General features: G+C 43.2%; 26 protein-coding genes, 1 pseudogene and 1 riboswitch. Of the genes and pseudogenes, 8 read left to right on the plus strand and 19 right to left on the minus strand.

Going from position 1 to position 24,805, the window contains the following annotated elements:
* Positions 1–368: 368 nt before the first annotated feature.
* Positions 369–1,010, plus strand: a complete 642-nt coding sequence (locus AC4E8A_RS19230; protein ID WP_490195392.1) for an SDR family oxidoreductase — start codon at positions 369–371, stop codon at positions 1,008–1,010.
* A 237-nt stretch (positions 1,011–1,247) separates the two neighbouring features.
* On the opposite strand, the gene AC4E8A_RS19235 is transcribed toward AC4E8A_RS19230, so the two are convergent.
* Complete coding sequence (locus AC4E8A_RS19235; RefSeq protein ID WP_490195394.1) at positions 1,248–1,610, minus strand: HesB/IscA family protein; 363 nt, start codon at positions 1,608–1,610, stop codon at positions 1,248–1,250.
* 200 nt (positions 1,611–1,810) lie between these two features.
* On the opposite strand from AC4E8A_RS19235, the gene AC4E8A_RS19240 reads away from it, so the two are divergent.
* Complete coding sequence (locus AC4E8A_RS19240; protein ID WP_490195396.1) at positions 1,811–2,503, plus strand: DUF2225 domain-containing protein; 693 nt, start codon at positions 1,811–1,813, stop codon at positions 2,501–2,503.
* Positions 2,504–2,534: 31 nt separating this feature from the next.
* On the opposite strand, the gene AC4E8A_RS19245 is transcribed toward AC4E8A_RS19240, so the two are convergent.
* Together AC4E8A_RS19245 and AC4E8A_RS19250 are read right to left on the minus strand one after the other, a co-directional pair.
* Positions 2,535–2,924, minus strand: a complete 390-nt coding sequence (locus tag AC4E8A_RS19245; protein WP_490195398.1) for a VOC family protein — start codon at positions 2,922–2,924, stop codon at positions 2,535–2,537.
* A gap of 89 nt (positions 2,925–3,013) precedes the next feature.
* Entirely contained in the window at positions 3,014–3,250 is a 237-nt protein-coding gene (locus AC4E8A_RS19250; RefSeq protein ID WP_490195400.1) for a YuzB family protein, read from the minus strand.
* 362 nt (positions 3,251–3,612) lie between these two features.
* Here AC4E8A_RS19250 and AC4E8A_RS19255 point away from each other — a divergent pair, with 362 nt between their 5' ends.
* Positions 3,613–4,680, plus strand: coding sequence for an NAD(P)/FAD-dependent oxidoreductase (locus tag AC4E8A_RS19255; RefSeq protein ID WP_490195402.1), 1,068 nt, complete (start codon positions 3,613–3,615; stop codon positions 4,678–4,680).
* A gap of 300 nt (positions 4,681–4,980) precedes the next feature.
* On the opposite strand, the gene AC4E8A_RS19260 is transcribed toward AC4E8A_RS19255, so the two are convergent.
* Positions 4,981–5,307, minus strand: coding sequence for a YuzD family protein (locus AC4E8A_RS19260; RefSeq protein WP_490195404.1), 327 nt, complete (start codon positions 5,305–5,307; stop codon positions 4,981–4,983).
* 212 nt (positions 5,308–5,519) lie between these two features.
* On the opposite strand from AC4E8A_RS19260, the pseudogene AC4E8A_RS19265 reads away from it, so the two are divergent.
* Positions 5,520–5,738, plus strand: a pseudogene (locus tag AC4E8A_RS19265) (NifU family protein); the annotation flags it as partial.
* A gap of 374 nt (positions 5,739–6,112) precedes the next feature.
* On the opposite strand, the gene AC4E8A_RS19270 reads toward AC4E8A_RS19265, so the two are convergent.
* Together AC4E8A_RS19270 and yutH are read right to left on the minus strand one after the other, a co-directional pair.
* A complete protein-coding gene (locus AC4E8A_RS19270) occupies positions 6,113–7,087 on the minus strand; it encodes a 2-hydroxyacid dehydrogenase (protein WP_490195406.1) in 975 nt (324 codons plus the stop codon).
* 74 nt (positions 7,088–7,161) lie between these two features.
* Positions 7,162–8,163 carry a spore coat putative kinase YutH gene (gene yutH / locus AC4E8A_RS19275; RefSeq protein ID WP_490195408.1) on the minus strand — a complete coding sequence of 334 codons (1,002 nt, stop codon included), beginning with the start codon at positions 8,161–8,163 and terminating at the stop codon, positions 7,162–7,164.
* A 248-nt stretch (positions 8,164–8,411) separates the two neighbouring features.
* Here yutH and AC4E8A_RS19280 point away from each other — a divergent pair, with 248 nt between their 5' ends.
* Entirely contained in the window at positions 8,412–8,912 is a 501-nt protein-coding gene (locus AC4E8A_RS19280; protein ID WP_490195410.1) for a phosphatidylglycerophosphatase A family protein, read from the plus strand.
* A 180-nt stretch (positions 8,913–9,092) separates the two neighbouring features.
* On the opposite strand, the gene AC4E8A_RS19285 is transcribed toward AC4E8A_RS19280, so the two are convergent.
* Both AC4E8A_RS19285 and AC4E8A_RS19290 read right to left on the minus strand, forming a co-directional pair.
* Complete coding sequence (locus AC4E8A_RS19285) at positions 9,093–9,857, minus strand: TIGR01457 family HAD-type hydrolase (RefSeq protein ID WP_490195412.1); 765 nt, start codon at positions 9,855–9,857, stop codon at positions 9,093–9,095.
* 72 nt (positions 9,858–9,929) lie between these two features.
* Positions 9,930–10,367, minus strand: a complete 438-nt coding sequence (locus AC4E8A_RS19290; protein WP_490195414.1) for a DUF86 domain-containing protein — start codon at positions 10,365–10,367, stop codon at positions 9,930–9,932.
* Positions 10,368–10,537: 170 nt separating this feature from the next.
* On the opposite strand from AC4E8A_RS19290, the gene AC4E8A_RS19295 reads away from it, so the two are divergent.
* A complete protein-coding gene (locus AC4E8A_RS19295) occupies positions 10,538–10,852 on the plus strand; it encodes a cytosolic protein (RefSeq protein WP_490195416.1) in 315 nt (104 codons plus the stop codon).
* 86 nt (positions 10,853–10,938) lie between these two features.
* Here AC4E8A_RS19295 and AC4E8A_RS19300 read toward each other — a convergent pair whose 3' ends face one another.
* The gene (locus AC4E8A_RS19300; RefSeq protein ID WP_490195418.1) at positions 10,939–11,214 is read right to left on the minus strand and encodes a YutD family protein; all 276 of its coding nucleotides are present in this window, start codon (positions 11,212–11,214) and stop codon (positions 10,939–10,941) included.
* Positions 11,215–11,343: 129 nt separating this feature from the next.
* On the opposite strand from AC4E8A_RS19300, the gene AC4E8A_RS19305 reads away from it, so the two are divergent.
* Positions 11,344–12,075, plus strand: coding sequence for a YhcN/YlaJ family sporulation lipoprotein (locus AC4E8A_RS19305; protein ID WP_490195420.1), 732 nt, complete (start codon positions 11,344–11,346; stop codon positions 12,073–12,075).
* Between the two features lie 130 nt (positions 12,076–12,205).
* Here the strand turns inward: AC4E8A_RS19305 and lipA are convergent, their stop codons facing one another.
* A complete protein-coding gene (gene lipA / locus AC4E8A_RS19310) occupies positions 12,206–13,123 on the minus strand; it encodes a lipoyl synthase (RefSeq protein WP_490195421.1) in 918 nt (305 codons plus the stop codon).
* 349 nt (positions 13,124–13,472) lie between these two features.
* Between lipA and AC4E8A_RS19315 the strand changes: the two genes are divergently transcribed.
* The gene (locus tag AC4E8A_RS19315) at positions 13,473–14,417 is read left to right on the plus strand and encodes a M23 family metallopeptidase (RefSeq protein ID WP_490198940.1); all 945 of its coding nucleotides are present in this window, start codon (positions 13,473–13,475) and stop codon (positions 14,415–14,417) included.
* A gap of 111 nt (positions 14,418–14,528) precedes the next feature.
* On the opposite strand, the gene AC4E8A_RS19320 is transcribed toward AC4E8A_RS19315, so the two are convergent.
* From AC4E8A_RS19320 to AC4E8A_RS19360, 9 genes are all read right to left on the minus strand, one after another.
* On the minus strand, positions 14,529–14,627 hold the full coding sequence (locus tag AC4E8A_RS19320; RefSeq protein ID WP_421381145.1) for a methionine/alanine import family NSS transporter small subunit: 99 nt from the start codon (positions 14,625–14,627) through the stop codon (positions 14,529–14,531).
* A gap of 1 nt (position 14,628) precedes the next feature.
* The gene (locus AC4E8A_RS19325) at positions 14,629–16,155 is read right to left on the minus strand and encodes a sodium-dependent transporter (protein WP_490195423.1); all 1,527 of its coding nucleotides are present in this window, start codon (positions 16,153–16,155) and stop codon (positions 14,629–14,631) included.
* Positions 16,156–16,444: 289 nt separating this feature from the next.
* Positions 16,445–18,013 (minus strand): Na+/H+ antiporter NhaC family protein, encoded by a 1,569-nt coding sequence (locus AC4E8A_RS19330; protein ID WP_490195425.1) that lies wholly within the window; start codon positions 18,011–18,013, stop codon positions 16,445–16,447.
* A gap of 116 nt (positions 18,014–18,129) precedes the next feature.
* Positions 18,130–18,322, minus strand: a riboswitch (Lysine riboswitch).
* A 119-nt stretch (positions 18,323–18,441) separates the two neighbouring features.
* On the minus strand, positions 18,442–19,194 hold the full coding sequence (gene yunB, locus AC4E8A_RS19335) for a sporulation protein YunB (protein WP_490195427.1): 753 nt from the start codon (positions 19,192–19,194) through the stop codon (positions 18,442–18,444).
* Between the two features lie 201 nt (positions 19,195–19,395).
* Positions 19,396–20,508 (minus strand): HD-GYP domain-containing protein, encoded by a 1,113-nt coding sequence (locus AC4E8A_RS19340; protein ID WP_490195428.1) that lies wholly within the window; start codon positions 20,506–20,508, stop codon positions 19,396–19,398.
* A 468-nt stretch (positions 20,509–20,976) separates the two neighbouring features.
* Positions 20,977–21,279 carry a YunC family protein gene (locus AC4E8A_RS19345; protein WP_490198941.1) on the minus strand — a complete coding sequence of 101 codons (303 nt, stop codon included), beginning with the start codon at positions 21,277–21,279 and terminating at the stop codon, positions 20,977–20,979.
* A gap of 57 nt (positions 21,280–21,336) precedes the next feature.
* Entirely contained in the window at positions 21,337–22,710 is a 1,374-nt protein-coding gene (locus AC4E8A_RS19350) for a bifunctional metallophosphatase/5'-nucleotidase (protein ID WP_490195429.1), read from the minus strand.
* Between the two features lie 26 nt (positions 22,711–22,736).
* Positions 22,737–23,561 carry a sulfite exporter TauE/SafE family protein gene (locus tag AC4E8A_RS19355; protein WP_490195430.1) on the minus strand — a complete coding sequence of 275 codons (825 nt, stop codon included), beginning with the start codon at positions 23,559–23,561 and terminating at the stop codon, positions 22,737–22,739.
* A gap of 58 nt (positions 23,562–23,619) precedes the next feature.
* On the minus strand, positions 23,620–24,462 hold the full coding sequence (locus tag AC4E8A_RS19360; RefSeq protein ID WP_490195431.1) for a DUF72 domain-containing protein: 843 nt from the start codon (positions 24,460–24,462) through the stop codon (positions 23,620–23,622).
* Between the last annotated feature and the right edge of the window lie 343 nt (positions 24,463–24,805).

The following is a 24,805-nucleotide window of genomic DNA, read 5'->3' on the forward strand; positions in this document are numbered from 1 at the left end:
GGAGATGTACTACTTGAGGATTGTAGCGGAGGTTATAGGACGTCCGGCGGGATTCTACCAGCTCCAGCGGCAAGTGGTTAGCGGATTTGGCCTCTCTTCTTGGTATATCACCATCGAACGCTTTGCTCGCCGTGATCTTCTATCTCATGGAAGAGCTCCGATCTGTACGGCGTTGAACGGCCGCTTCCGCTCTTTAGTTCACCGCCCGCCCTAGGAACCGTGGACCTGGGGCGGGAATCGGGTGAAGCGTTAAGAATAAAACAAACTCAAGATGCCATTCTATGTAGAGTGCACGCCGCAGCGTTTAATTACAGCTGTTACGGGTAGAGCAGTTAGTAAGAAATCTTTAATTAAAGAGGATGATTGTCATGAATGTACTCGTTATCGGAGCAAATGGAAAAACAGGTAAGCATGTGATTACCTCACTCGTCAACAGCAGTCAGCATATCGCCAAAGCGATGATTCGCAAAGCAGAACAAATAGATGTAATGGAAAATCTAGGAGCCAAGCCCCTTGTCGGAGACTTGGAAGAGGACTTCTCTTATCTATTCGACGAAGTCAACGCAATCATTTTTGCTGCGGGTTCCGGAAGTTCGACCGGCCCTGATAAAACGACAGCTGTTGATGAGGAAGGTGCCGTCAAAGCCATCAATTATGCAAAAGAAAGAGGGCTGGACCGCTTCATCATGCTCAGTTCGATGGGAGCAGACACCCCCAATATTGGACCGGATGGCATGCATCACTATTTAGAGGCAAAGGGAAAAGCCGATCAGCACCTGGTTGAAAGCGGTCTGAACTATACGATAGTCCGCCCTGGCGCTCTTGTTGATGGAGAAAAGACAGGAAACATCATTGCATCACCTTCCATTGAGGACAAAAGCGGAAGCATCACCCGTGAAGATGTAGCCGAAGTGCTGACAGCTTGTCTGACCGAACCGGAAACCTACCACAAAACGTTTGAAATCCTGAACGGTGACACGCCTATCGATGAAGCATTAAAAAATATTTAAAGGCTGGGTTCGCATTAATTGCTGCTTTCTGAAAAATCCTAAGAGCCGGATTTTCCCCCTGTATTCAATGGAGCCCCTCGAAAAAAGAAGAGTGGCTCTTTCCTGCTTACAGGGGTTAAGAAGGTGAATGACCAAAATATTATTAGCAAAGTTTACGGAAAGTGCCATTGAAAAAGAAGCCCCTATCGGAAGCCATGCTCAATTTCCGAAAGGGGCTTTATATGTTTTGATACAATATCAGCAATTCTCAGGCGTACCTGCAACCTTAGCTGTTCTGAACGAGGATCCACATCCACAATTCGCGATTGCATTCGGATTATCGATGGTAAAACCGCCGCCCATCATGGATTGTTTATAATCAATTTTCGTCCCGTTAAGAATCGGTGCATCCTGCTTGTTCACCACAACCTGGATGCCATGAAGCTCGAGCTGGATATCCTCTTCACCGGCTTCATGTTCGAATCCCATTCCATAAGAAAGGCCGCTGCATCCGCCGCCCTTGATGGATACACGGATAAATGCTCCTTCTTCTTCATTCTGCTTCATCATATCCTTGATCTGCATCGCTGCCGCTTCAGTAATCACTACTACATCTGACATGTAATTTCACCTCCATTATTACCTTTAAACATCTATATCTGTTCACTATATCTTATGACTATTTAGTCTACAGTATATACCTTTTTGCATTTATCCTCAACCAATCTGCAAATTGGGCAGATTAAAATAAGTAGTTCTTTAGGCGCATATTTTAAGGTGTAATATAAGCAAAAAGAACCAGCGTTAATAGGAGGATGAAGATGGCTGAAATAACACCGTTTTACCAGAAGAATATAAATTGTCTCTATTGCAAAAAGCCTTTCCAGAGCACAAAGCTGCGTTCCAGATTTATTAAATTCAGTCACCATGATACTGATTTTCGTCCTGTCTATAAAGATGAGCTGATTAATCCCTTACTATATAATGTAAATGTCTGCCCTGAATGCGGGTTTTCCTTTACAGATGATTTTACGAAGTACATCGTCCCCGCTATTAAGCCGGAAATTCAGGATAGGCTGACGAACCGTTGGTCGAAACAAGATTTTGGCGGGACCCGCTCCATCTTTCAAGCCATCAATACATACAAACTGGCAATCCTTTCTGCTTCCTTAAAAAGAGAGAAAAGTATCACTGTAGCGGGGCTTTACCTCAGGACCGCCTGGCTGTACCGCTCCACTCTGAATGAGGAACAAGAAAATCGTTTCACTGCACTTGCGGTAAACGAATATATACAAGCCTATATGAATGATGAATTTAAGGGAACAGGTATGTCCGAAATTAAAATTCTCTATCTGATCGCTGAGCTGCACTTAAGACTGGAGCACTTCCGCGAGGCAGCCACCTATTTTTCCAAGGTGCTCACAAAGCAGAAGAATTCACTTGAACCGAGGATCATCGAATTGGCACGCGAACGGTGGCAAGAGATGAGGGACGACTACCAAAAAGCCACCTGACAAAAGAAAAGAGCCGGTATTCCGGCTTCTTTTATTCATATATACCTGGACAATAAGCCTCCAGCATATTTCCATCCGGGTCATAAAACGTAAAATGCCCTTTATGGGATGGATTTTCTTCTACTTCTACACCATTTCTCTTCAACTCATCATACAAGTTTTCACAGTATTCCTTTGAGATTCCCAGGACCGGATGAGTTGTGTCCTCCCCTTTTTTCACAGATTTATTTTCAATCAGGCAGATGACCGGCAGCCCGCTTTTCCCTTCATCATAGGAAGGGGAATTCCCGAAAGCCAGAACAACCGTGGTACCGTAATCAGCAGCAATAGTAAGCCCCAGTGTATCCTGATACCATTTGGCCGCCTGGTTACTGTCATTTACATATAAATTAGTCTGTAAAAGCCCGGTAAAATAATCCACATCTTCACCTTTCCTTTCATTGCAGGTATAAAAAAACAGGCAGAAATTCATATCTCTTCTGCCTGTTCTGGTTGACTATATTGTGTAAGTTAAAACATCGGGTTCTCTTCAAGGAATTGATAAATATTTTCCACAAGTTCATCTGGTGTGTCCCCCTGGACGACATCACCTTCCACAAGCGCGAAGAAGGAAGAAGCGCACTTCCCGCAGTAACCCAGACAGCCATATTCGACTACATCCAAATTGGGGTCCCTCTCAAGAGCTTCTAGTGCTTTTTGTGCTCCACTTGCAAGATTGCTAATGCAAAACTCAATAATCGGTTTCACTTTCTTCACCTCGCTATTGCTACATGATAATGCTACCTTTTTTCCTGGACAACGTCAATGAATTGTCGGTTTTTTACAGTTGAAAACCTTTTAATAATGCATTGGTCAATAATCTGGCGGATGTGAAGAATTTGTCATAATTCTGTTGTGAAAAATCTATTATTTCGATATACTTTTTAGTGATTACGTTTTATTTTATATGAAAAATGGCTCAATATATGTCCATTATTGAAAGTGCTTACTTAATCCTGTTCCTCATTTCGCCGCTTTGCACTCCCCGCATATAAAAATCAGCCGGGCTTCTCTGCATAGTGAAACAGAAATGAGTTCATCATTCAAGTGCAAAAGGGGAAATTACTGTTATGAAAAATTTAGTCCTCCTCGGTGGCGGGTACGGAAATATGCGGGTGCTTCTTCGCATGCTGCCTAACCAGCTTCCCGAAGACGTTATGATTACACTGATAGACCGGGTGCCTTACCACTGTTTAAAAACTGAATACTACGCGCTTGCAGCTGGTACCATTTCAGATCAGCATGTACGCGTTGAATTTCCAGAACATTCAAGACTTAATGTGAAATATGGTGATGTTACAAAAATTGATGTATCCAGCAAGCTGGTTCATTTGAACAATGAGGAAGCCATCAGCTACGACGATCTGGTCATCGGGCTCGGCTGTGAAGATAAGTATCATGGTGTGCCGGGTGCAGCGGAATTCACCTATAGCATTCAATCGATTGAAAAAGCGCGGAAAACGTATGAATCGCTTTGTAACCTTCCTGCGGGCTCTGTCGTCGGAATTGTCGGTGCCGGATTAAGCGGTATCGAATTGGCCAGTGAGCTTCGCGAGAGCCGTTCAGATTTGAACATTAAGCTCTTTGACCGAGGTTCAAGGATTCTTGGCACATTCCCTGAAAGACTCAGTTCTTACGTTCACAAGTGGTTTGAGGAAAATAATGTTGCCATCATCAATAATTCCAATATCACAAAAGTTGAACCCAACACCCTCCACAATCACGAAGAGAGCATTCATTGTGATGCCATCGTCTGGACAGCCGGCATTCAGCCCAACAAGATTGTCCGTGACATGGAAGTCGAAAAGGATAAACAGGGCAGAGTTGCGCTGACGAAATACCATAACATCCCTGAAGACGAACACGTATATGTCGTCGGAGACTGCGCGAGCCTTCCTCAGGCACCAAGCGCACAGTTGGCTGAAGGACAAGCTGAGCAAATCGTCACAATCCTGCTGAAACGCTGGAAAGGCGAAGAGCTTCCGGATGAACTTCCCCGTATCAAGTTGAAGGGGATTCTTGGATCTCTTGGCAAAAAACACGGCTTCGGGCTGGTCAACGAACGCTCCATCACAGGGCGCATGGCAAGACTGTTGAAATCAGGTGTGCTTTGGATGTATAAATACCATAATGGTTAATTCTTATAGAACAGAAAACACCCCAACGGCTTGGATGCTGTTGGGGTGTTTTGTTTCGGTAGCGGAGCGGGACCGATATTTTAAGGTAGATGACGGTAATTTTAGTTTTGTAGTTTTAAAGTTCTTAAAACAACCTTATCGATCTTTCATTTTTTTTTATCGTCCGGTACAGCCTGCTTATCTGACCTTAAAGAATCCCTACAGGACGTTAATTTCGCTTCTTTTAATGTAAAGGCTATTTGATAGAGTTTTTCTAAACCAAATACAAAACCGGACGCCTCTAAAGATGTCCGGTTTCCTTCATCCTGCCTGGTATCCGTATTTTTCAAGTTCAGAATATACCGTCTTCAATTTCGGATTGCCTTCGCCAACGACTTTACCGAAAATGGAAACGACCGGGTAGAACATGTCTTCTTCAATGACCCGGGCAGCAAATCCTCTCAAATCTGCCTCTTCTGGTGGATTGAATATATCTACATATCTAATTGTAAACGGCTGTTCAGGAAATTTCCTCGAGATGGCAGCATCAAGCCACTCATATGTTTCTTTGGAGGTCGGCAAATTAACACAGCTTGCACACACCTTCTCAGCTCCATAGACAACAATTTCCACTTCTTTTCTTTCCATGAAATCCACCCCTTTCCCTTCCTATCTCTCATTTTACAAAATTTCCAGGGTAAGCGTAACCTTTTTCACTTCCATCATAAAACTTTTCATTATTAGCCTATAAGGGAAAATTTAGCACAGGAAATCGGCTTAACGGATAGATTTTTTCAGCATATATTATTATAATAGAAAGTAAGGAAAGGAGTCGATTGTTTATGACACAACAAGAATTAGTACCTCAAGTACAAGAGGTGTTAGATAAATTGCGTCCATTCTTACTTCGCGATGGCGGGGATTGTGAATTGGTCGATGTCGAAGATGGCATTGTAAAACTTCGTCTTCTTGGTGCTTGCGGTAGCTGCCCAAGCTCAACTATTACATTAAAAGCCGGTATTGAGCGTGCACTATTGGAAGAGGTTCCAGGAATCGTTGAAGTTGAACAAGTATTCTAATTAATGAAAGATGACCTGCCGCAGCAGGTCATCTTTTTTATTTGGCTCTGTTAAAGGTTATTGTACATGCAATTTCAAGATAAGCATGATCAACTTACTTTGTTTATGGTGAGTCCTCAATCTGCACAGCATGGAACGGCCGCTTCCAACTTTTGTTTATCGCTACTTCCGTGAAGTCACGTACCTGGAACGACAATCCACAGGCTTGAAGCTGGGTTCACAAAGAGAGACTGAAATCTATAAGGGAACTAACTGGCCGCTGGAGCTGAATACGTCCCCGGTGCTCCTACAGGAGATCGCTCACCTTCCATCCCGATTACACTTCAGTGAGTGATGGATATGGAGGTTCACTTGTTGAATGGGTCCATTACCCATCAATCCTCTTTTGTCTTCACTAACGTCTTCGGTGTATCACCCTCTAGGACCGCTTTGATATTGCTGACACAGAGCTCCATCATTTCCATTCTTGTCTCAACGGATGAACTTCCGATATGAGGAAGCACGACCACATTGTCCAAAGATAGTAACGGATGAGTTTCATCAATTGGTTCTTTTTCAAATACATCGAGACCGGCTGCGGCAATTCCCCCGCTTACCAGTGCCTGATATAGGGCGTCTTCATTGACGATCGGCCCTCTGGCTGCATTGATGAAAATGGCTGATGACTTCATCATTTCGAATTGTTCCTTCTGCAGAAGTCCCTTTGTTTCTGGTGTCAACGGTGCAAGACAGACGACATAATCTGAATGGGACAGAAGTGCTTCCAAGCTTGCATACTCTGCGCCCAAAGCCTCTTCCGCATTTAACTTTCTGGAGCGGTTATGATAGAGGATGTTCATATCGAAGCCCTTTGCCCTTTTTGCAAAGGCTTCTCCGATGCTGCCCATCCCAATGATTCCGACCGTTTTATGATGGAGATCGGCTCCAGCCATCAGGAGCGGTGACCAGCTTTTCCATTTTCCTTCTCTCACATACTTATCAGCCTCGATCAATCGTCTCGCGGTTGCCATCATCAAGCCGAAAGTGAGATCTGCTGTAGTATCGGTCAGGACATCCGGGGTATTACACACAGCGACACCCTTTTCATTTGCTGCCTTCACATCGATATTATCAAACCCGACTGCCAGGTTTGCGACAACTTTAAGATTGGGGGACTGCTCAATCAACTCCCTGTCTATTGAATCTGAGAGCATTGAGAGAATGCCCCCAGCTTTATGCGATTTTTCAAGTAAGATTTCCCGCGGCACAGAAACATTTTCATCATCCCACATCTCTACTTCATAGTTTTCCTTAAGGGGAGATAAAATTTCTTCTGGCAATTTGCGTGTTACGTAAATATACGGTTTCATTTTGACAACCCCTGCTTTCATGCTTATTTTTCTATATTTTAGCAACATCAGGGGATCTTGGAAAGCAACTCGTTTCAGCCCAGCCAGGCGACTCCCGGAATTCCGAATGATTTTACCGGGACTTCAGCAACTTGATAGAAGCTTCCAAGGAATCGTTCATAATGCCGAGTGGAGTTCAAGTAACTCTGCATCTTCTCCCCGAGCTGCAAGTGCTGCCCCTCCGAATCTGAGAGGTAGTAATTCTCCACTGTCTCAAAATAATGAAAAGGAAACAGGAGCCTTGCATACACCAGTCTCCAAGAGAAGGAAGACAATGGTGCGACGGATTGATATTCACGAAAAAATTGCTGGATCTCAGGCTGATGGGTATTCTGCATAGTAAAATATCGTTCCCGAACGTGTTCAGCGATATCTCTTCCACTATGATCAAACACCCAGTCAAAAGGGTTCCGTATAGTGATTTCTCTTCCCCACACTCCGTCTAGAAATCGTTCATGGCAAACAGTCCCGGAGTCTGTGTAAACTGGGCTATCATCCATTTCGGTATCGACCAAATACTGTACTGCATTTTCTGCGAGCCCCAAATAATATGGACAGCTGTCTATGAACATTCTTTCAAACTCGTCACCAGGATGGCTTTCAATGACCAATTGAAAAGCCTTCTCCATTTGTTCAATTCTCTTTTCCCACAAAGTCTTCCATTGGCCAATGCGGCTGATATGCGTTATCTTCTCTTCGATCGCAAGTCCCCTTTGATGGAATTTGGCAAGCTTCCTCCCCAGTTTGGCTTCTGTATTCCTGGTGTGATGGTCATTCTTCAGCACGGTAAAATCCTGTTCTTTTTCAGTGACCAGAAAACGGCCTTCTGATGTCGGTACAAAAGAAGATACAAAACGGTCACCATATTTCCTCATGTGCTCAGTAATTTTATATAGCTCGACAAGGTATTCCTGTTCCATATTGGTCACATTGACAATAGTATATATGGACCCATCAGCCATATATCTTTGGGCTCTTCCGTCCTTAAAAGAACGTTCCGGCTGCAGTCCATAATGCTTCGCTAAAATATCCTCCATCGACTACTCCCCCACCTATTCCGTTTACTTTATATATATGAAATAAAATGGAGCCTTCATGATGGAAATATTGAATGAGATAAATAATCGGAAGAGACTTCTAAAGCCGGGCTTGTTTCATAAGAATATAAGTACACACCCTTTTTGCAGATTGATACGTATACTTACTGCCTGGAGGCAATAATAGATATGTGAAGAGTCAGCCGGATTACATCTTGTAAAAAAAATTATAGGAAAAGGTGACAGAGATGAAGGATAAAGAATCAAAAAAACTATCAGAAGAAACGGCACGCAGATGGCTCCGCGAGCGGGGTGTCGAAATAGATGATATCGCCGAACTCGTCCTGTTCCTGCAGAAGAAGTATCATCCGAATCTGGACATAGAAGAATGCCGCCATAACATAGAAAGGGTCCTGTCCAAGCGGGAAGTCCAAAATGCAATTCTAACCGGAATTCAATTAGATAGATTGGCTGAGAAACGCCTCCTGGAAGAACCTTTGCAATCCATTATCGAAGTGGATGAAGGCCTGTATGGTGTTGATGAAATCCTTGCCTTCTCCATTGTAAATGTATATGGATCGATCGGCTTTACGAATTATGGATATATTGATAAGCAGAAGCCTGGAATCCTTGAAAGGTTAAATGATAAATCTTCCGGTAAATGCCACACCTTTCTGGATGACATCGTAGGTGCTATTGCAGCCGCAGCTTCCTCAAGATTGGCGCACAGATATGATGAGGATGAATAAAGAGACAAAAAAGGAAGGCCTGGGTGCCTTCCTTTTCTTATCGAGAGTGTTGGGATAAGACTCTTTTGTTTGGTTTTCCCTTTTGCCGCACTTTTCCTGCTTCCATGTGCTTGAAAACCTCGTTTAAGGTCATTTCGCCCCTGGTTTCCCGCTTTCATGTCACTGAAATACTCCTGTTAATCAAACATCCCACTCATCAAGCGAGTTGATGGCATAGGTAGGCTGTACTTCTTTCCCGGTCAGGATTTCTTTTGTCGTGACCCCCGTATGGACAAGCAGCGTATCAATCCCTGCATTAATCCCGGCTAAAATGTCAGTGTCGTAGTTATCACCAACCATCAGCGTTTCTTCTTTCGGAACACCCAGTACTTCCTGGGCTTGTTCCATAATGATGGATTCAGGTTTTCCAATAAAAATCGGCTGTGTTTGGGTTGAAACAGTAATGACCGATGTCAATGAACCATTTCCAGGCAGAAGGCCTCTTTCTGTTGGGATTGCTATATCGCCATTTGTAGATATGAAGGTAGCGCCGTTTCTTACTCCCAGACATGCAAGCGCTAACTTTTCATAATTGATGGTTCGATCGATTCCCACCACAACAAAATCGGGTTTCTCATCTACAATTTGAAGTCCCTTTTCTTCCAGTGCGGAACGTATGCCTTCTTCCCCGATGACATAAGCTGTTGCACCCTGTTTTCTTTCAGCGATGAAGTTCGCAGTCGCCATGGAAGTGGTGAACACTTGATGAGGTTCAGCCGGGATATCAAAGTCCCTTAACTTTTCTGCAACCTTCTCCGGCGTTGCAGAAGAATTATTTGTTACAAAAAGGTAAGGCAGTCCTTTCTGAATCAGGCGGTTCACAAAATCGCCCGCTTCTTTAATTTTTTCTTTTCCTCTATACATCGTCCCATCGAGATCGATTAGGTATCCTTGATAGTCTTTCATAGTAACCTCCAGCTTTGCTCAATTATGTCTTATTGCGTTAGTTTTTTTGTGTACACTACAACTCGAAGAAGCTTAGTTTCTAAAGGCAGAAACCGGTCCCAGCTCATTGGTCAGGTATTTCCTGACATGTGTCGGGAATAACTGAAGCGCCCCCATATTGTCTTTTAAACTTTTCAACACTTCATCATGTTCGACTTGTGTATATTCCTGAACAACCATTTTTCGGAACCCAATTAGATTCTTCAAGTTGATTTCCATTTCTTTAGTGATCACTTTCTCATCCAAAAGAATATCGATAATATCCTCATAACTTCCCGGATCCCTCATGATGAATCCGTCAATCATGGCATTTCCTGTATCAAGGATGGATTCGATGATAGTATGGGAAATACGTTCCAATGCTAATTGTTCAACAGGTGAACCCCAGCTTGGCCGAGATTGAAATAAGTCCAGCTGTTTTTCCATATATACCAAGATTTCTTCGATTTTTTCCCGGTCAACAAAATACATATGCAGCACCTCCGCCTTTTGTACAGGCTCTTTCCGAAGCAATAAACGTAAAGATAGCCCTATTAGTTTTCAACTAATAGTGTAACATATTCCTTCAAAATTCTTCTCCATAATACTACCAGCATGAGATGGCTCACCCTCCATATACTAAAAACATCGGAGGTGGCTATATGTTTTTTAAAAAGGAAAAACACACCCTTGATAAAGAGGAAGAAGTGTACACAGACTTTTCGAATGTCGAAACGATGCGGAATTTCCTTGTTCCAGAGCAAACTCCTGAAGGCCCTTATGGTGCTCCAAGAGGGAAATATACTCCAGTTGAAAATAAGTCCGCTCCTTGGGAGGAAGGACAGCGCTACTACAGTGCCTTCAACTACGAGTTTAAATCCCTGCACCAGGACATCCCGAGACAGGACCCCGGATCCCATCCGGTCCATGCCGACCCGGAACGAAACGAGGAACCCCCTTATTCGGAAAACAAATAGCAAAAAGCCGGCAGCCCTTTAGAAGGCGCCGGCTTTACCCCTTTAAAGCAGTGAGGGACTGTCCCCCACTGCTTTAAAGTGCTGAATCATTGTTTTGTTTTCTTGACTACAAAGTAAGGGCAACCAAAATTGCAGTACTCGTACAAATAATCTTTGATTGTCATGATTTTAGTGTCAAATGTCGCTTTTTGGTTCTGGTCATCAAAAAAGCCTTTCAGGCGAAGCTGACCATAACCCCAGTCACCAAGAATATAATCATATTTGTTCAGGATATCACTGAAGCGTGCACGAAAGGCTTCTTCATTGAAACCATCCCGGAATTCCTCGATCACTTCGTAACACACATTGTTAATGCATACCATCTTCCTTTCACCTACTTTCCATATCGAACCCTTTTCCGATAAAAAATCTCTTATTTAAATTATAACTGATTGTCCATTAATTACTAAGAGAAAAATACAATTCACCTGGTCATTCTAACAAATGAGGAGGTGTTTAAATTGAAGAAAAAAATACTTGCAGCAGGATTCATCAGCTTTTCGCTCGTAGGAGCCGGATGTGCAGATGATTTTGCTTCAGATGGTGATGAAATTTTCCATGATAGCGGTAACGCGATCAATGTGGGAGAAGAGGAAGATATCTTCAGGGAAGTTGGTAATAACGAACACGCCCGCGGTGAGCAATTCGGTTATGTAAGACACCAAAAGAGCCCAATTGAAGGAAGAACCATTTCTACCCAAAACATGTATACCATCGACCGTGAAAAAGTGGCCGACTCTATCAGCAGAATGAGCGTCACGATTCCCAGAGTCGAGGACGCATCCACTCTTGTGACTGATGAAGAGGTTTTAGTTTCCTATAAAACAGATGCCAAAGATAAGGATTCACGCTTTGAAGTCGCCGACCAGGTAAAAAAGACGGCGCTCTCCATAGTGCCTCGCTGGTACCATGTGTATGTCACAGATGATCCTAACTTGATGCAAAACGTTGAGAATCTTGCTTCAATGGATTCTGATATGAACAATGTTAACACAGCGATTGATGATACAATCAACCAGATGCTTCAAGCATCCCCTCAAGGACGCGAAATTGATGCAGGCGAAAACGCCAATGGGGAAATGTATGACGAAATGGATGAAATGAATGAGGACGACGTTCATCGCATCAACCGTGACAGACAAAAAAGATATGACCATACAGGTCATGACAGCATAACAGACTAAGACAAATCACGGGACTTGACAGGGGCTCCCTGGCTGAAAGTCATCCAAAGACACCCAGTGCATCATTTCCGGTATACCAAAAAGGACTGATCCTAATGGCAGGATCAGTCCTTTTTCATCATAAAGCGTATTAAGCTTTTTGAACTTGCTCTTCTCCCATTTCCTGCTTAGCCTTTGCAGCAGCGTTAACCTGCTCATCTGCATGGTAAGAAGAACGGACAAGCGGACCGGCTTCACAGTGGCTGAAACCTTTTTCCATCGCAATTTTTCGAAGTTCCGCAAACTCATCCGGATGATAATATTTTTGAACCTTCAAATGCTTCTTCGTTGGCTGCAGGTACTGGCCGATTGCCATAATATCCACATTGGATGCTCTCAAATCATCCATGGTTTCAATGATTTCTTCTTTTGTTTCCCCAAGACCAACCATGATGCTGGACTTTGTAGGGATTTCCGGCTGAAGTTCCTTAGCACGGGAAAGGAACTCTAGTGTACGTTCATAAGTCGCACGCGCTCTAACTCTTGGAGTCAGACGGCGGACCGTTTCAATATTATAGTTCATAATATCCGGCTTAGAATCCATCAAGGTTCTGATGTTATCAAAAACACCGCCCATATCGGATGGAAGCACTTCGATGGTCGTGAACGGATTCTTTCTGCGGATAGCCCTTACAGTCTCGGCAAAGACGGCAGAGCCTCCATCTTTCAAGTCATCACGGGCAACTGCTGTGACAACGACATGTTTCAGATTCATCAATTGAACCGAATCTGCCACACGTTCCGGTTCAGCCAGATCCAATTCATTTGGAAGACCTGTCTTAACAGCACAGAAGCGGCAAGCGCGCGTACAAACATCACCAAGGATCATGAAGGTTGCGGTTCTTCTTGTACCCCAGCATTCATGAATATTGGGACAGCGTGCTTCTTCACAAACTGTGTGAAGATTTTTTTCACGCATCATTTTTTTGAGACCCATATAGTTATCGTTTGTATTCAGCTTGATTTTAAGCCAATCGGGTTTACGGATATGCTCTTCTTTTTTGCTCATAATTTCATCTCCATTCATTGAAGTCGCTGTCTAAAGCAAACAGAGTGAAAAAACGCTATTGAAAGCGAATTCCATCGATATATGTAAAAAAATTCGAAAAATAACATGTTCCCTTGTCACTTTATCACACTAAAAATACGAAAACAAGCATTCAATTCATCTGTTTCCAATTATTGATATTTATGAAAACGATGGACTGTAACACACTAAAGGTAGGACTATAAGGAAGGCTCTTTATATTTTCATTGAAAGCCGTTACGGAAATGACATGAATCAAACTGAGCTGGAAGGAAAGGTGGAAAGCACTTTGTTGAAAACAATAATCTCCCTGATTATATGCAGTTTTTTCATAGCCTCCTTTAACATAGATGTTCAGGCAGCCGGAGAAGAAGAACACCTGCAGGAGAGGATGGAATTGTTTAAAAAGATGGAAGCAGCAACCCAGATTCCATGGTACTATCTAGCTGCAGTGGATCAATACGAACGCAGTCTCCGTTTCTCAAGGAATGATTTGCCTAAACCGGAGAACCCTATTTCCATTTACTTCCCTGATTCAGAATGGGCAGGTCCGCTGAATCCTAATGCCGGCGATATGAATCCAAAGACCATCACACTATTCGAAGGGATCGGTGTCGACGGGAATAGCGACGGTGCTGCAGATCGCAATAACGACGAAGATGTATTGGCTGCTTTCGCCCACTATATCCTCCATTACGGGATTGATGAAGATAACTTTAAAATCGCATTATGGAATTATTATCAACGCGATAAATCTGTAAGCATGATCATGGGAAAAGCCAAACTTTATAAAACATATGGACATTTGGACCTTGGGGGTAAATCATTTCCACTTCCGTTAAGATTCAATTACAGCTATAAAAACACCTGGGGTGATGCGCGCGGATGGGGCGGAAGAAGAATTCATGAAGGAACGGATATTTTCGCTGATTATGGAGTACCAGTGAGGTCCACATGTTACGGCATCATCGAAATGAAAGGGTGGAACCGCTTTGGGGGCTGGCGTATCGGTATTCGCGATATCAATAACACTTATCATTATTTCGCTCATCTGAGTGGATTTGCCAAAGACCTTAAAGTCGGCCAGACAGTTGAGCCAGGAATGCTGATCGGCGGTGTAGGAAGCTCAGGATATGGACCACCCGGCACCTCCGGAAAATTCCCGCCGCACCTCCATTATGGAATGTATAAAGACAATGGATACACCGAATGGTCCTTTGATCCATATCCATATTTGAAAGTATGGGAAAGACAGGCACATCAGCAAAAGAGGTAATGGTTCATCTCTATCAGTGCCTTTGATTGGGCTGTTACTAAATCCACTTATTAATTGAACACGCACACTAATAATAAAAGAGCTCCGGATTCAATCCGAAGCTCTCCTTGCTTATTTAGATTTCTTCACTGCATTAAGGATGCTGCCCGCCAAGCCGCCCCAAATGATCACCATACCGACAATCATCATGAAAATAGCACTGCCTGTCATATTAGCTTACCTCCTTATAGCTCTCAGCCTCTGTTTTGGCATGCCAGCCTTTAAATGTAAATGCAACACCAGCAAGAATTGCAAAAGCGGCGACAAACCAGCCTCCGTATAAGATGAAGGCATCTGAATACCCTTCATAGTTACCTGTTTCCGTGTCAAATTCTTTAAGAAGATTTTGCTTGAAAAGACCAAACATCATGTAACCAAGAACGATCGGCGTGATGACCCCAAGACACACTTTCCACCAGCCGCCAAGGCGGATATCCGATGCAAGATTGGCATGTTCTTGGAAGCTGTTAAGCTTGCGCAGGAACCATGCAATCGTAAGAACTTCGACAAGTCCGACGAAGGCTACACCAAACTGGTTGATGAAGTAATCTGCCGCATCAAGGAAGAACAATCCACCTTGTGTAGCAAACAGGATCGAGATAAGAGCTGAAGCTCCTCCACCGAAAGCAATGGCTTTGTTACGGGAAATCCCAAATTTTTCAGAGAAACCGGCGACATAAGTTTCCGTGATGGAAATCAAGGATGACAAACCAGCCAATACCAGTGAAGCGAAGAATAAGAATCCAAACAATCCATTTAGAGCCGGGAATTCATTAATGATCTGCGGGAAAACGATAAAGGCAAGGCCGACCCCGCCCTCCACAACTTCCTGCACCGATACCCCTTGAGCATTGGCCATAAAACCAAGTGCTGCGAATACACCAATACCGGCAAGCAATTCAAAACCGGAGTTACTGAAGCCAGTGATGAATGCATTATTGGTGATATCAGATTTTTTAGGAAGATAACTCGAATACGTTATCATGATAGCGAATGCAATGGATAAACTAAAGAAGATTTGACCATAAGCTGCCATCCATACACTCGGCTCCAGAATCATGTCAAAGTTTGGTTTGAAGAATGCTTCCAATCCGTCCAGTGCTCCTGGCAAAGTTACAGCACGAACAACGATAATCAAGAAAAGGATAACAAGTGCCGGAATAAAAATCTTGTTGGCTACCTCGATTCCTTTTTTAACACCTTTGAACAGGACACCAAGCGTAATGACCCAGACAAGGATCAATGGAACGAATACGCCAGTTACAAGGCTTCCTGTCTGGCCTGGATCTACAGTTCTCTGTAAGTAATCACCAATGAGGAAGTTTGCTGTATCATCTCCCCAGCTGAGGTTAAACGCGAACACACTGTAGGACATTGCCCAAGCGATGATGACCGCATAGTAGGTGGAAATGACAAATGCAACAAATACCGCCCACCAGCCGACCCATTCGGATTTCCGGCTCATCCGGAAAAAGGACAATGGAGCAGATCCCCTGTACTTATGCCCAAGAGTGAATTCAAGGACCAACAGTGGAATACCCGCAGTAAGCAAAGCAAATAAATAAGGAATGAAAAATGCCCCTCCGCCGTTCTCATAAGCTACTGCAGGGAAACGCCAAATGTTTCCTAAGCCGATTGCTGAACCGACCGCTGCCAGAATAAATCCGGCCCTCGTACCCCATTGTGCACGATTTTCCATAATAACTCCCCCCGAATACGTTTTTAATCTTTAGTATTTTCAGATTATTTGGATAATCTAAAAACAGTATAGCTAGTATCAGGGCGAATGTCAAAGTATTATTTACCTTTTCATTTTTATTTTCCTTAAGCAGTTGGATAAAGCCAATGTGAAAACTCAAAAAGTATATCACTATAATGTTCGAGGAATATGTTGAACCATTTTTGGTATACAGCGGCTTCCAACATAAAACGGCAAATAAAAAAAGAGGCAACTTCGCTGTCAAAGTTACCTCTCTTTTGGAATTCATTTAATTATTCTGAACTGTGGTTTCTGTCCTTTTACCAAAGACAGCGAACAGCACAAGCAGGATGATTGTGACGGCAAGGCCGATGAGGGTGCTGCCTGTCAATCCGAGGGCAAGGAAGCCGACTGCTGCAATGGCAGCACCTGTTAATGCATAAGGAAGCTGCGTAATGACATGGTCAATATGATTGCTTCCCGCACCAGTAGAAGACAGAATGGATGTGTCTGAAATCGGAGAACAGTGATCCCCGAAGACGGAACCGGCAAGTACAGCCGCCATGGCAGGCAACAAGATGCTCACGTCGGTTGCAGCTGCGATTTCACCGGCAATCGGGAGCAGGATTCCGAATGAGCCCCAAGACGTACCCGTCGCAAAGGCCATAAGCCCGGCCACGATGAACATCAGAACTGGAAGCAGACCGATATTCAGATTGGATTGCTCTACAAGGCCAGCAAGGTATTCTCCTGTTTGCAGTGATCCGATCAACGTTACGATCGACCAGGCAAAAATGAGGATGTATACAGCTGGAAGCATGGATTTGATGCCTTCGATAAAGCCGAGCCCCAAGGCTTTTCCATCCAGTGCTGCAGATTTGGACATTTGTCTGAAGAAGAAGATCAGTGAGATGACAAGCCCGAACAATCCGCCATACACCAAGGAAGTGGAGACATCGGTGTTTTCAAAGATCGCCAGAAGGGATGCCTCTCCTTCAACGGCCTTATATCCTGTCCAGATCATGGCGCTGACAGTTCCGATGATCAAGGCGATGATCGGCCAGATTAAGTCACCGACTGTTCCTTTTTCACTTACAGGGAGGTCATTTTTCAATTCACCTGGAATATCTTTTTCAGGATCATAAACCTCTCCTGTATTGATGGCGCGAAGCTCATGTTCACGCATTTTCCCAAAGTCGATACCTCTATATGAAGTGATGAATACAAGTCCAATCGCTGCCAGAACATAAAGGTTCATCGGAATGATTTGAATGAATGCTGAGAATGCGGTATATCCGGTTATGGCATGGTCGGCTAAAATCCCTCCGATAAGAGCGATGATAAATGCTCCCCAGCTTGAAATTGGCGAAATGACGCAGATTGGAGCAGATGTAGAATCAATAAGATAAGCTAATTTAGCTCTCGAAATCTTATGGCGGTCCGTAATCGGCCTTGAGACCTGTCCGACTGCCAATGCGTTGAAATAATCATCAATGAAAATGATGATGCCTAAAACAGCAGTCAATAGTTGAGCGCCGGCTCTTGTTTTCACACGTTTCAGTGCCCATTCACCAAAAGCCCTGCTTCCTCCTGATATGTTGACAAAAGCTGTAATGACACCCAGGATCAGCAAGAACAGGATGATATAGACATTCCAGGTGTTCAATTCGCCGCCATCCACAAAGATCCCTTTAAAAGAATCCCAGATGATTGTGAGTGTTTCAGTAATAGAGAATTCGGCAAGAAGCAATGCTGCCGAGATGATTCCGACCCCGAGGGACAATAGCACTCGTCTAGTAAGGATGACCATTAAAATAGCTAAAAGGGGTGGTAATAAAGAAAAGATTGTGTTTTCCATTTTTCTCCTCCTATAGTGATAGGGAGGGAACAATTGCAGAATGATAGAAGAAAATAAAAAAAGGTAATAATAGAGAATCCTATTATTACCTTTCGTAATATAGTCATTTCTCCATCTCGATCTGTAGCTCCCCATTATAATCTGTATTAAGACGTATAATGACAGTGTTACCCTTATTCAAGGTAACCCCAGCAGAAAAGATTCTGACCAATCGCGTCCTGCTTCGGCACATATCCCCTTTCAACTCAAGATCACAGGTGTCATCCTTACTCGGTTTACTGATGAATATGTGCAGCCTCTACCCCATCGGATTAGATGATTGTAGTAAATATTAAATTCACTCACTTACTATAACAGGTAACTGTGTTGCTGACAAGAAAAAATTGATCTATGGCTTCATCCTACCATTAAAAAACAAAATCTTCTCATCAAGGTTGAAGTTCTAAAGAGGGTGAAACACTGCCGCCTGATCCATTATAAAATTCCGGAACTTTCCCCGGGATAAATAAATCGCCGACTTTAATCTTGTTTTTAATCACTATTGTTTCTGTACGCCTGGGTATGATCACATTCATTTCAACTGAAATATTAATATATACTTCCATATAAGTATTATTAATTCCTAACTCCTTTGCAGCTGTTTCTACGTTGGATTGAACATCCCCAATGATTTCAAATTGAACCGGTACTTGCGGCCCCAAATTTGAAAGTAATGTATTTTTGGTTGCTAAACCTAAAGGGACATAATAAACGATCCCCTTTTTTTCCTTGCTTTCTTCATAATCAAAATCAACTCCAGCTTTAAATGATTGGAGTTTTTCAAATTCCCCACTCTCTACATAATCTAAATATTGTTGAACTCTCTCCGTTGATTCAGCAATCACTCTATTATAGATAGCTGGGTCAAAACTATATGCAGTACCATCATTTGTTTCATGTTTTACAATTAGTTTATTAATATCAATTCCTTCAGAAATCTTCTTTGAAATCGCATCATTAATTGCTTGAGCCGCTATCTGCCGGGTTCTTGTTTCTGCAATTTCTATTAGTGCCGGTTCTATGCCTCTATTGATAATATATAAACTTTGAGATGTTAACAAAATGAAAATAACAAACGAAATGAGGAATATATATCTTGGAGGCAGCGGTGTTGCACCTTTTCGTTTTCTTTTATTAAACAATTTAAACACCTCTCTCATTACCAAACATATGCCGCAGGAACATTGTTTATATCTATAAAAGACAAAGAGGTATCCACTTAAACCCGTGCTTTACATTATTATAGCGGCTTGTGATAAGGCGATTAGCAAACGGCTAATCCAAAAAATCCCCCCTTACAAGCTATATGTATGCCTGTAAGCAGAGGATTAGCGCAACTTAATTTAATTGACTTCCATCAATCTGCTCTCAAACTCAGGATCGAAACCAGTGATGGTCACATCCAGGCTCACACTGAGATCCAAGGTATACGGGGCTGTCAACTGATCTCCGCCTTCCGCAATGATGCGCAGAACGGGACGGTCGGTAAGGTCCTTATTCTGGCTTTCAACAATACCTCTTCGTCCATCATTGAGGATAACCACCATCCCGTTCGGATAAATGGCAACGGATTTCTTGAATGCCTGGATGACATTGGAATCAAACAAAGTCCCTGATCCTGCATACAAAATTTCCAGAGCTTCATGGGGCAGCATTGCATTACGATAGACCCGATTGGATGTCAATGCATCGAAGACATCTGCAACAGCAATGATTTTTGCAAAAGGATGGATTTCATCTCCTTTCAGGCCTCGCGGATAGCCCGACCCATCCAGACGTTCATGATGCTGAAAAGCGCAATGTGCCACGAGCAGCGATACATTATGTAATTTCCTCAGAATATCAAAACCGTACTCTGAATGTTTTTCCACTTCTTTGAACTCTTCGTATGTCAGTTTGCCAGGTTTCATCAAGATTTCTTCCGGAACCATCATCTTTCCGATATCATGCATGATCGCTCCAAGTCCTAGCATATCAAGCTGTTTTGGAGGCATACCCAATTCAATCCCGATTGCCAGTGTATAGAGCGTGACATTGAAGGAATGATGGAAAACATACGAATCGTATGCGAAAACATCGGTCAGCAGCGTCAGCAGATCCTTGCTCCCTTTTATTTCATTGAGAATCGTATCAATGACTTCCTTGAAACCGGAAGCACTCTGTTCCAATGCAACCAGATTGCTCGACACTGAGTTGTTTTCCAAATGAGTAAAGGTCGAATCAATTTTATTGATGGCCTCCTGCCTTACCTTAACAGGGATTGAATCGGAAGCTTCGATGCCCACAGATAATCCATCTTCTATGTACACATACTGGATATTCATTTCGATTAATCTATGGATCATCCGCTCCGTCACGGATACGCCAGACTTAATAAGAGCCTTCCCCTGTCCATTGTAAACAGTTGTGGCCATGACCATTCCAGATTTTAACGTTTTCGTTGATAAAAATCTCATAGAATTCTCCTATGTGTTATCCATCATTTTTCGACATGATTTACTAATATCTTCATTATAATGCATTTAAAGGCATTTTCAACCAAACGATTTTCAAAATTAACTGATTTTAATGCCTGCAAAAGAAATTCGTTCTTTATGACTAGCGGGAATACACGGTTATGTTTTGGTAATCGCTCTTTTTCGTAAACGTTGTTGCTAGTTGATAATACTTCCGAAAGATAGTGGAGCAATGAACCGGAAAAAACCCTGGTTAGCAAGAGAGAAAAGAGCTTCTCTCTTCGTTCAGAGCGAAAAACGTAGTATGCAGGGGGAAAATCCGGCTTTTGGGATTTTTCCGGAAGCAACAATATAGGCGAAAACAGCCTTTGTTAAAAACCCTTGTGGCCTTTACCCTAATCATCCACTGGCTAAACCTTTATTTCTTCCCATAAAAAAGCCTGAACCCTACTTGGCCCAGGCTTTGACTTATATCATTTTCAGCAAAGCATCCCTGCCGATCATACCAGCTGTAATGCCCATTTGTTCTGCTTCATGCGTTACAGATTCCAAAGGGGCCTCAATCAACTGCTGGATGGTTTTGACACCCACTGCTCTGCCAGCGATGATTTTTCTGTCCTTAAGCTTCTCATTAAGCAAACCAACATCCAGGGCACCGCACATGATATATCCATTATCATTTGTAACGACAAGCAGGTTGGTCTTTGGAAGCTCTACTGATACCGCAAGAAAAGTGTGACCTTCTATTTCAATTGGGGAAAGATTCATCAATGTCATCCTCTCCTTTCACCTATTATGTTATGAGAGAAGAGAATGAGAGGTGAAAGATCAGGGAGTATTTGCTGCTGTGTTTAACTTCCGGGTAAGGACATCCCTTAAAAACTCCGGCATGAAATAGTGTTTTTCCGCCCTTTGAAGTTCAGGAAAGAAATGGCCGAATGTAAACATATCGGAAGTTGCCAGTTTATAGCTCTTATGAGGATCAATCATCTCTCCACTGATATAAATATGCTGCATTTCTTTTCCGAATGAAACTTCGCTATAGGAGAACTCACCCATTATCTTACCGCGGAATCCCAGCCCTTTTACTTGAAAGTGATGAAGGTCATGGTCTCTTGTTGCTTTTAATACTTCCTTCATTTCTGCCCCTGTGAGAGTAATGACACAAGGATTGATCGGGTGGGGAAGAATCCTGTGAATATCAAATCTGGTCACTTCCCCTTTCTTCAGCCCTTCTAATAACAGTCCATTATTAAGGAAAGCACAATCTGCGTCACACCACTCCAGCAGCCCATCAGACAGTAATTGAGGCAGCTCGGAAGGATTGAACCAGTCCGCTTCAAGGTCATTTTCGAGGAATACTACCCGATCGCCCAGTTGTTCCCGGCCTTTATCGAGCCACTCTTTGATCTGTGAATCTTCACCTTCAGAAGCCGGAAGATGATCCTGTTCATAAAGCTGCGCTTTTAGGGAAACAATCTTCCTTGATTCAGTATCGACCTCAAGCATGATATGGCCAACGTAGTTTCCGTGTTTTCCCCCGGCACCAAGAAGTGTTCCATTCACTTCTTTTCCTTCATGAAAAATATGATGAGTATGAGCCCCTAGAATAATATCTACATCATCAAACTTCTCTGCAATCCATTCATCGTCCCTTATCCCCAGATGGGAAAGGAGCACAATCATATCAGACTGAGGGGCCAGCTCTTTCAGCCAGAAACTCAGTTGGTCAAGCGGAGAATAGATGTTCCATCCCAAAGGTTTATAAAAAGGGGCAAAATGGGCAGTCAAACCTAAAACACCTATCTTCATTCCGGACCTGGTCTTATAAAGATGATAAGGCTTCGCCCAAGTTGGAAGCTTATCATCTTTCGTGTAGAGATTCGCTACTACTACATCAAACTCTGCCTTCCTATATAGTTCATTCAGTTCTTCATATGAAAACGTGATTCCTTCATTATTTCCAATTGTGACCGCATCATATCCGGCATCGTTCAGCATTTCCACATTGCCTTTCCCAAGGGTTCCCTCAGAAAAAGGATGCCAGCGGTCTACATGGTCACCTATATCAAACAGGTACACCTCATCCAGTTCCTCCTCATGCCATTGCTTCCTCCTTTTAAGGAAATCACGGATACGCGGCCAATTTTCAAAATGACTGTGTAAGTCGTTCGTATGATAGATATGTATCCTTTCTCTCAATCTTCACCCTTCTTCCCTGCACATAATCACCCAGTAAAGCCTTGATAGACTAGTCTTATCCCAATTAACACCAAAATAATGCGGAGGATATGGACCAGCACCGCTGATTGCAGCTTTGAATTCAAGTAAGCCCCTCCCTTTGCGCCAAACCATGCGCCGGGTATAACTGCCAATGCATAAAGCCAGTTAACATTCCCTAAATATATATGTGTAGCTGAACTGACCATTGCTGATAAGAACACCATAAACATCGAGGTTGCCACCGCTACATGAGGAGGGAACAGGAAAATCAGGATCATCGCCGGCACCATCAGTGAACCCCCGCCGATGCCAAAAAGACCCGACGTAAAGCCGACCACAAAAGCTATGGCAACTCCCAAAACCGGCGGGAATCCGTATGTATACTCTCTGCCTTCCGCATCTGAAAAGCTCTGTTGGTAACTGCTCTTTTTAAAAACTTCAATCGGCTTGATCTTATTCCTGATCATCAAAATGAACGACATCAGGATCATAAAGAAACCAAAATATAAATTGAATGATTCCATATTGAATGATTTATTGACGAGCGCCCCTATGATTGACCCTGGACCTGCTCCAAGGAAAAACAGGAGTCCGCTCTTATAATCAACCGTCTTATGCTTCATATAAGACAGTGTTGACGAAAGGCCGGTAAATATCATGATTACCAAGGATGTTCCGACCGCCATCTGAGGACCAAGATCCTCCAGCAAGGCTGTATAGCCTCCAAAATAAACAAGCGCAGGAACAATAATGACTCCTCCGCCCAAACCGACCAGTGAGCCAAGTGACCCGGCAAACAGGCCAATCAGTATTAAAATGATCCATTCCATGCTGTCATCTCCAAATCAAATTACTGCTGTTACTTGTCCATAACCAAAGTCCGAACCGTCAAAATAAATCAAGCTGTCTCGGTGCAAGGTCTGTATACTGAATATCCAGCATTTCGAGAAATTGTTTCGCATTGTCTGCAGCATCTCCGCCTGAATTATTGTTAAATACAATATAACTATCTTTTGTTTGTTGTGTTAATATTTGAAGTTTCTCTTTCCACTCCGCCAGTTCTTGTTCATTGTACCGATAAAGGTAGCGAACTTCCCGCCAGTTATCACCGGTCGGCTTCTGCCACCCATGGACATTCCTGCCATGAAATCGAACCAGTGTCAAATCGTCCCTTGTTGCCTCAAGGACCGTCGGAACCGAGCCGGCGCCTGATTGCGGTTCGTCACATATGCTGTGAATCCATCCTTCTTCTTTCATAAAGGAAAGTGTTCCTTCTTGGTACTTAGGAAAAAACCAGGACTGATGCCTGAACTCCAATGCAAGAGGAAGACCTGAAAGCAGATTCTTACAGTAACGCAGATAGTCGACATTCTCTTTTTTGCAGTCAAACCATGGCGGGAACTGAAGCAGTACCATAGCCAATTTATTCGCATCAATATAAGGCTGCAGTGAGTTTTTAAAGGCTTCAAACATCTCCTCTTTACTGTTGAAGGGGATTTCACCGCGATTATGGCCGGTCATTCCCTGATAAGCCTTTACAATGAACCGAAATGAAGCAGGTGTCTCCTTTACCCACTTCTCTGCATTTCTTATTGGCTGAACAGCGTAAAAAGTGGAATCCACTTCTACTATCGGAAAATGGGCCGAATACTCCTTCAGCTTGTCCCTTTGAGATGTATTGTTATACAGCGAATCGTGGTCTCCCCATCCGGTTAATCCGATATATATCAAAACAGCACCCCATTTCGTAAGTACTTTTGAGTCTTTCCATTGTTGTGGTTATATTTCTGCTTTTTTGTTGTCGGTTTATGTAGTCCTTGTTTACCCTCAGAACAGCAAATTAATGCTGGCTCAATCATACTAAACATATCATTGATACTGCTGGGCGGGCAACCAGTTGGTTTAGGATGCCCCGGTGGCCTTGTATATGCCAGGGGGTATCGGCGATTCGAAGCAGCTTATCGGCGATTTTACTCATTTATCGACGATTCGTCAAAATCCGGGTTAATACACTGCGCGCCACGAAGCAAATCCCACATAAAGAAATCCCGCACGCTGAGCGCATACGGGATTC

It is taken from the genome of Bacillus sp. SRL337, assembly GCF_984799155.1.

Coding starts and splice junctions, on each gene's coding strand:
- AC4E8A_RS19230 (WP_490195392.1), top strand. CDS start 369: ATGAATGTACTCGTTATCGGAGCAAATGGAAAAACAGGTAAGCATGTG.
- AC4E8A_RS19235 (WP_490195394.1), bottom strand. CDS start 1,610: ATGTCAGATGTAGTAGTGATTACTGAAGCGGCAGCGATGCAGATCAAG.
- AC4E8A_RS19240 (WP_490195396.1), top strand. CDS start 1,811: ATGGCTGAAATAACACCGTTTTACCAGAAGAATATAAATTGTCTCTAT.
- AC4E8A_RS19255 (WP_490195402.1), top strand. CDS start 3,613: ATGAAAAATTTAGTCCTCCTCGGTGGCGGGTACGGAAATATGCGGGTG.
- AC4E8A_RS19260 (WP_490195404.1), bottom strand. CDS start 5,307: ATGGAAAGAAAAGAAGTGGAAATTGTTGTCTATGGAGCTGAGAAGGTG.
- AC4E8A_RS19270 (WP_490195406.1), bottom strand. CDS start 7,087: ATGAAACCGTATATTTACGTAACACGCAAATTGCCAGAAGAAATTTTA.
- yutH (WP_490195408.1), bottom strand. CDS start 8,163: ATGGAGGATATTTTAGCGAAGCATTATGGACTGCAGCCGGAACGTTCT.
- AC4E8A_RS19280 (WP_490195410.1), top strand. CDS start 8,412: ATGAAGGATAAAGAATCAAAAAAACTATCAGAAGAAACGGCACGCAGA.
- AC4E8A_RS19285 (WP_490195412.1), bottom strand. CDS start 9,857: ATGAAAGACTATCAAGGATACCTAATCGATCTCGATGGGACGATGTAT.
- AC4E8A_RS19290 (WP_490195414.1), bottom strand. CDS start 10,367: ATGTATTTTGTTGACCGGGAAAAAATCGAAGAAATCTTGGTATATATG.
- AC4E8A_RS19295 (WP_490195416.1), top strand. CDS start 10,538: ATGTTTTTTAAAAAGGAAAAACACACCCTTGATAAAGAGGAAGAAGTG.
- AC4E8A_RS19300 (WP_490195418.1), bottom strand. CDS start 11,214: ATGGTATGCATTAACAATGTGTGTTACGAAGTGATCGAGGAATTCCGG.
- lipA (WP_490195421.1), bottom strand. CDS start 13,123: ATGAGCAAAAAAGAAGAGCATATCCGTAAACCCGATTGGCTTAAAATC.
- AC4E8A_RS19320 (WP_421381145.1), bottom strand. CDS start 14,627: ATGACAGGCAGTGCTATTTTCATGATGATTGTCGGTATGGTGATCATT.
- AC4E8A_RS19325 (WP_490195423.1), bottom strand. CDS start 16,155: ATGGAAAATCGTGCACAATGGGGTACGAGGGCCGGATTTATTCTGGCA.
- AC4E8A_RS19330 (WP_490195425.1), bottom strand. CDS start 18,013: ATGGAAAACACAATCTTTTCTTTATTACCACCCCTTTTAGCTATTTTA.
- AC4E8A_RS19340 (WP_490195428.1), bottom strand. CDS start 20,508: ATGAGATTTTTATCAACGAAAACGTTAAAATCTGGAATGGTCATGGCC.
- AC4E8A_RS19355 (WP_490195430.1), bottom strand. CDS start 23,561: ATGGAATGGATCATTTTAATACTGATTGGCCTGTTTGCCGGGTCACTT.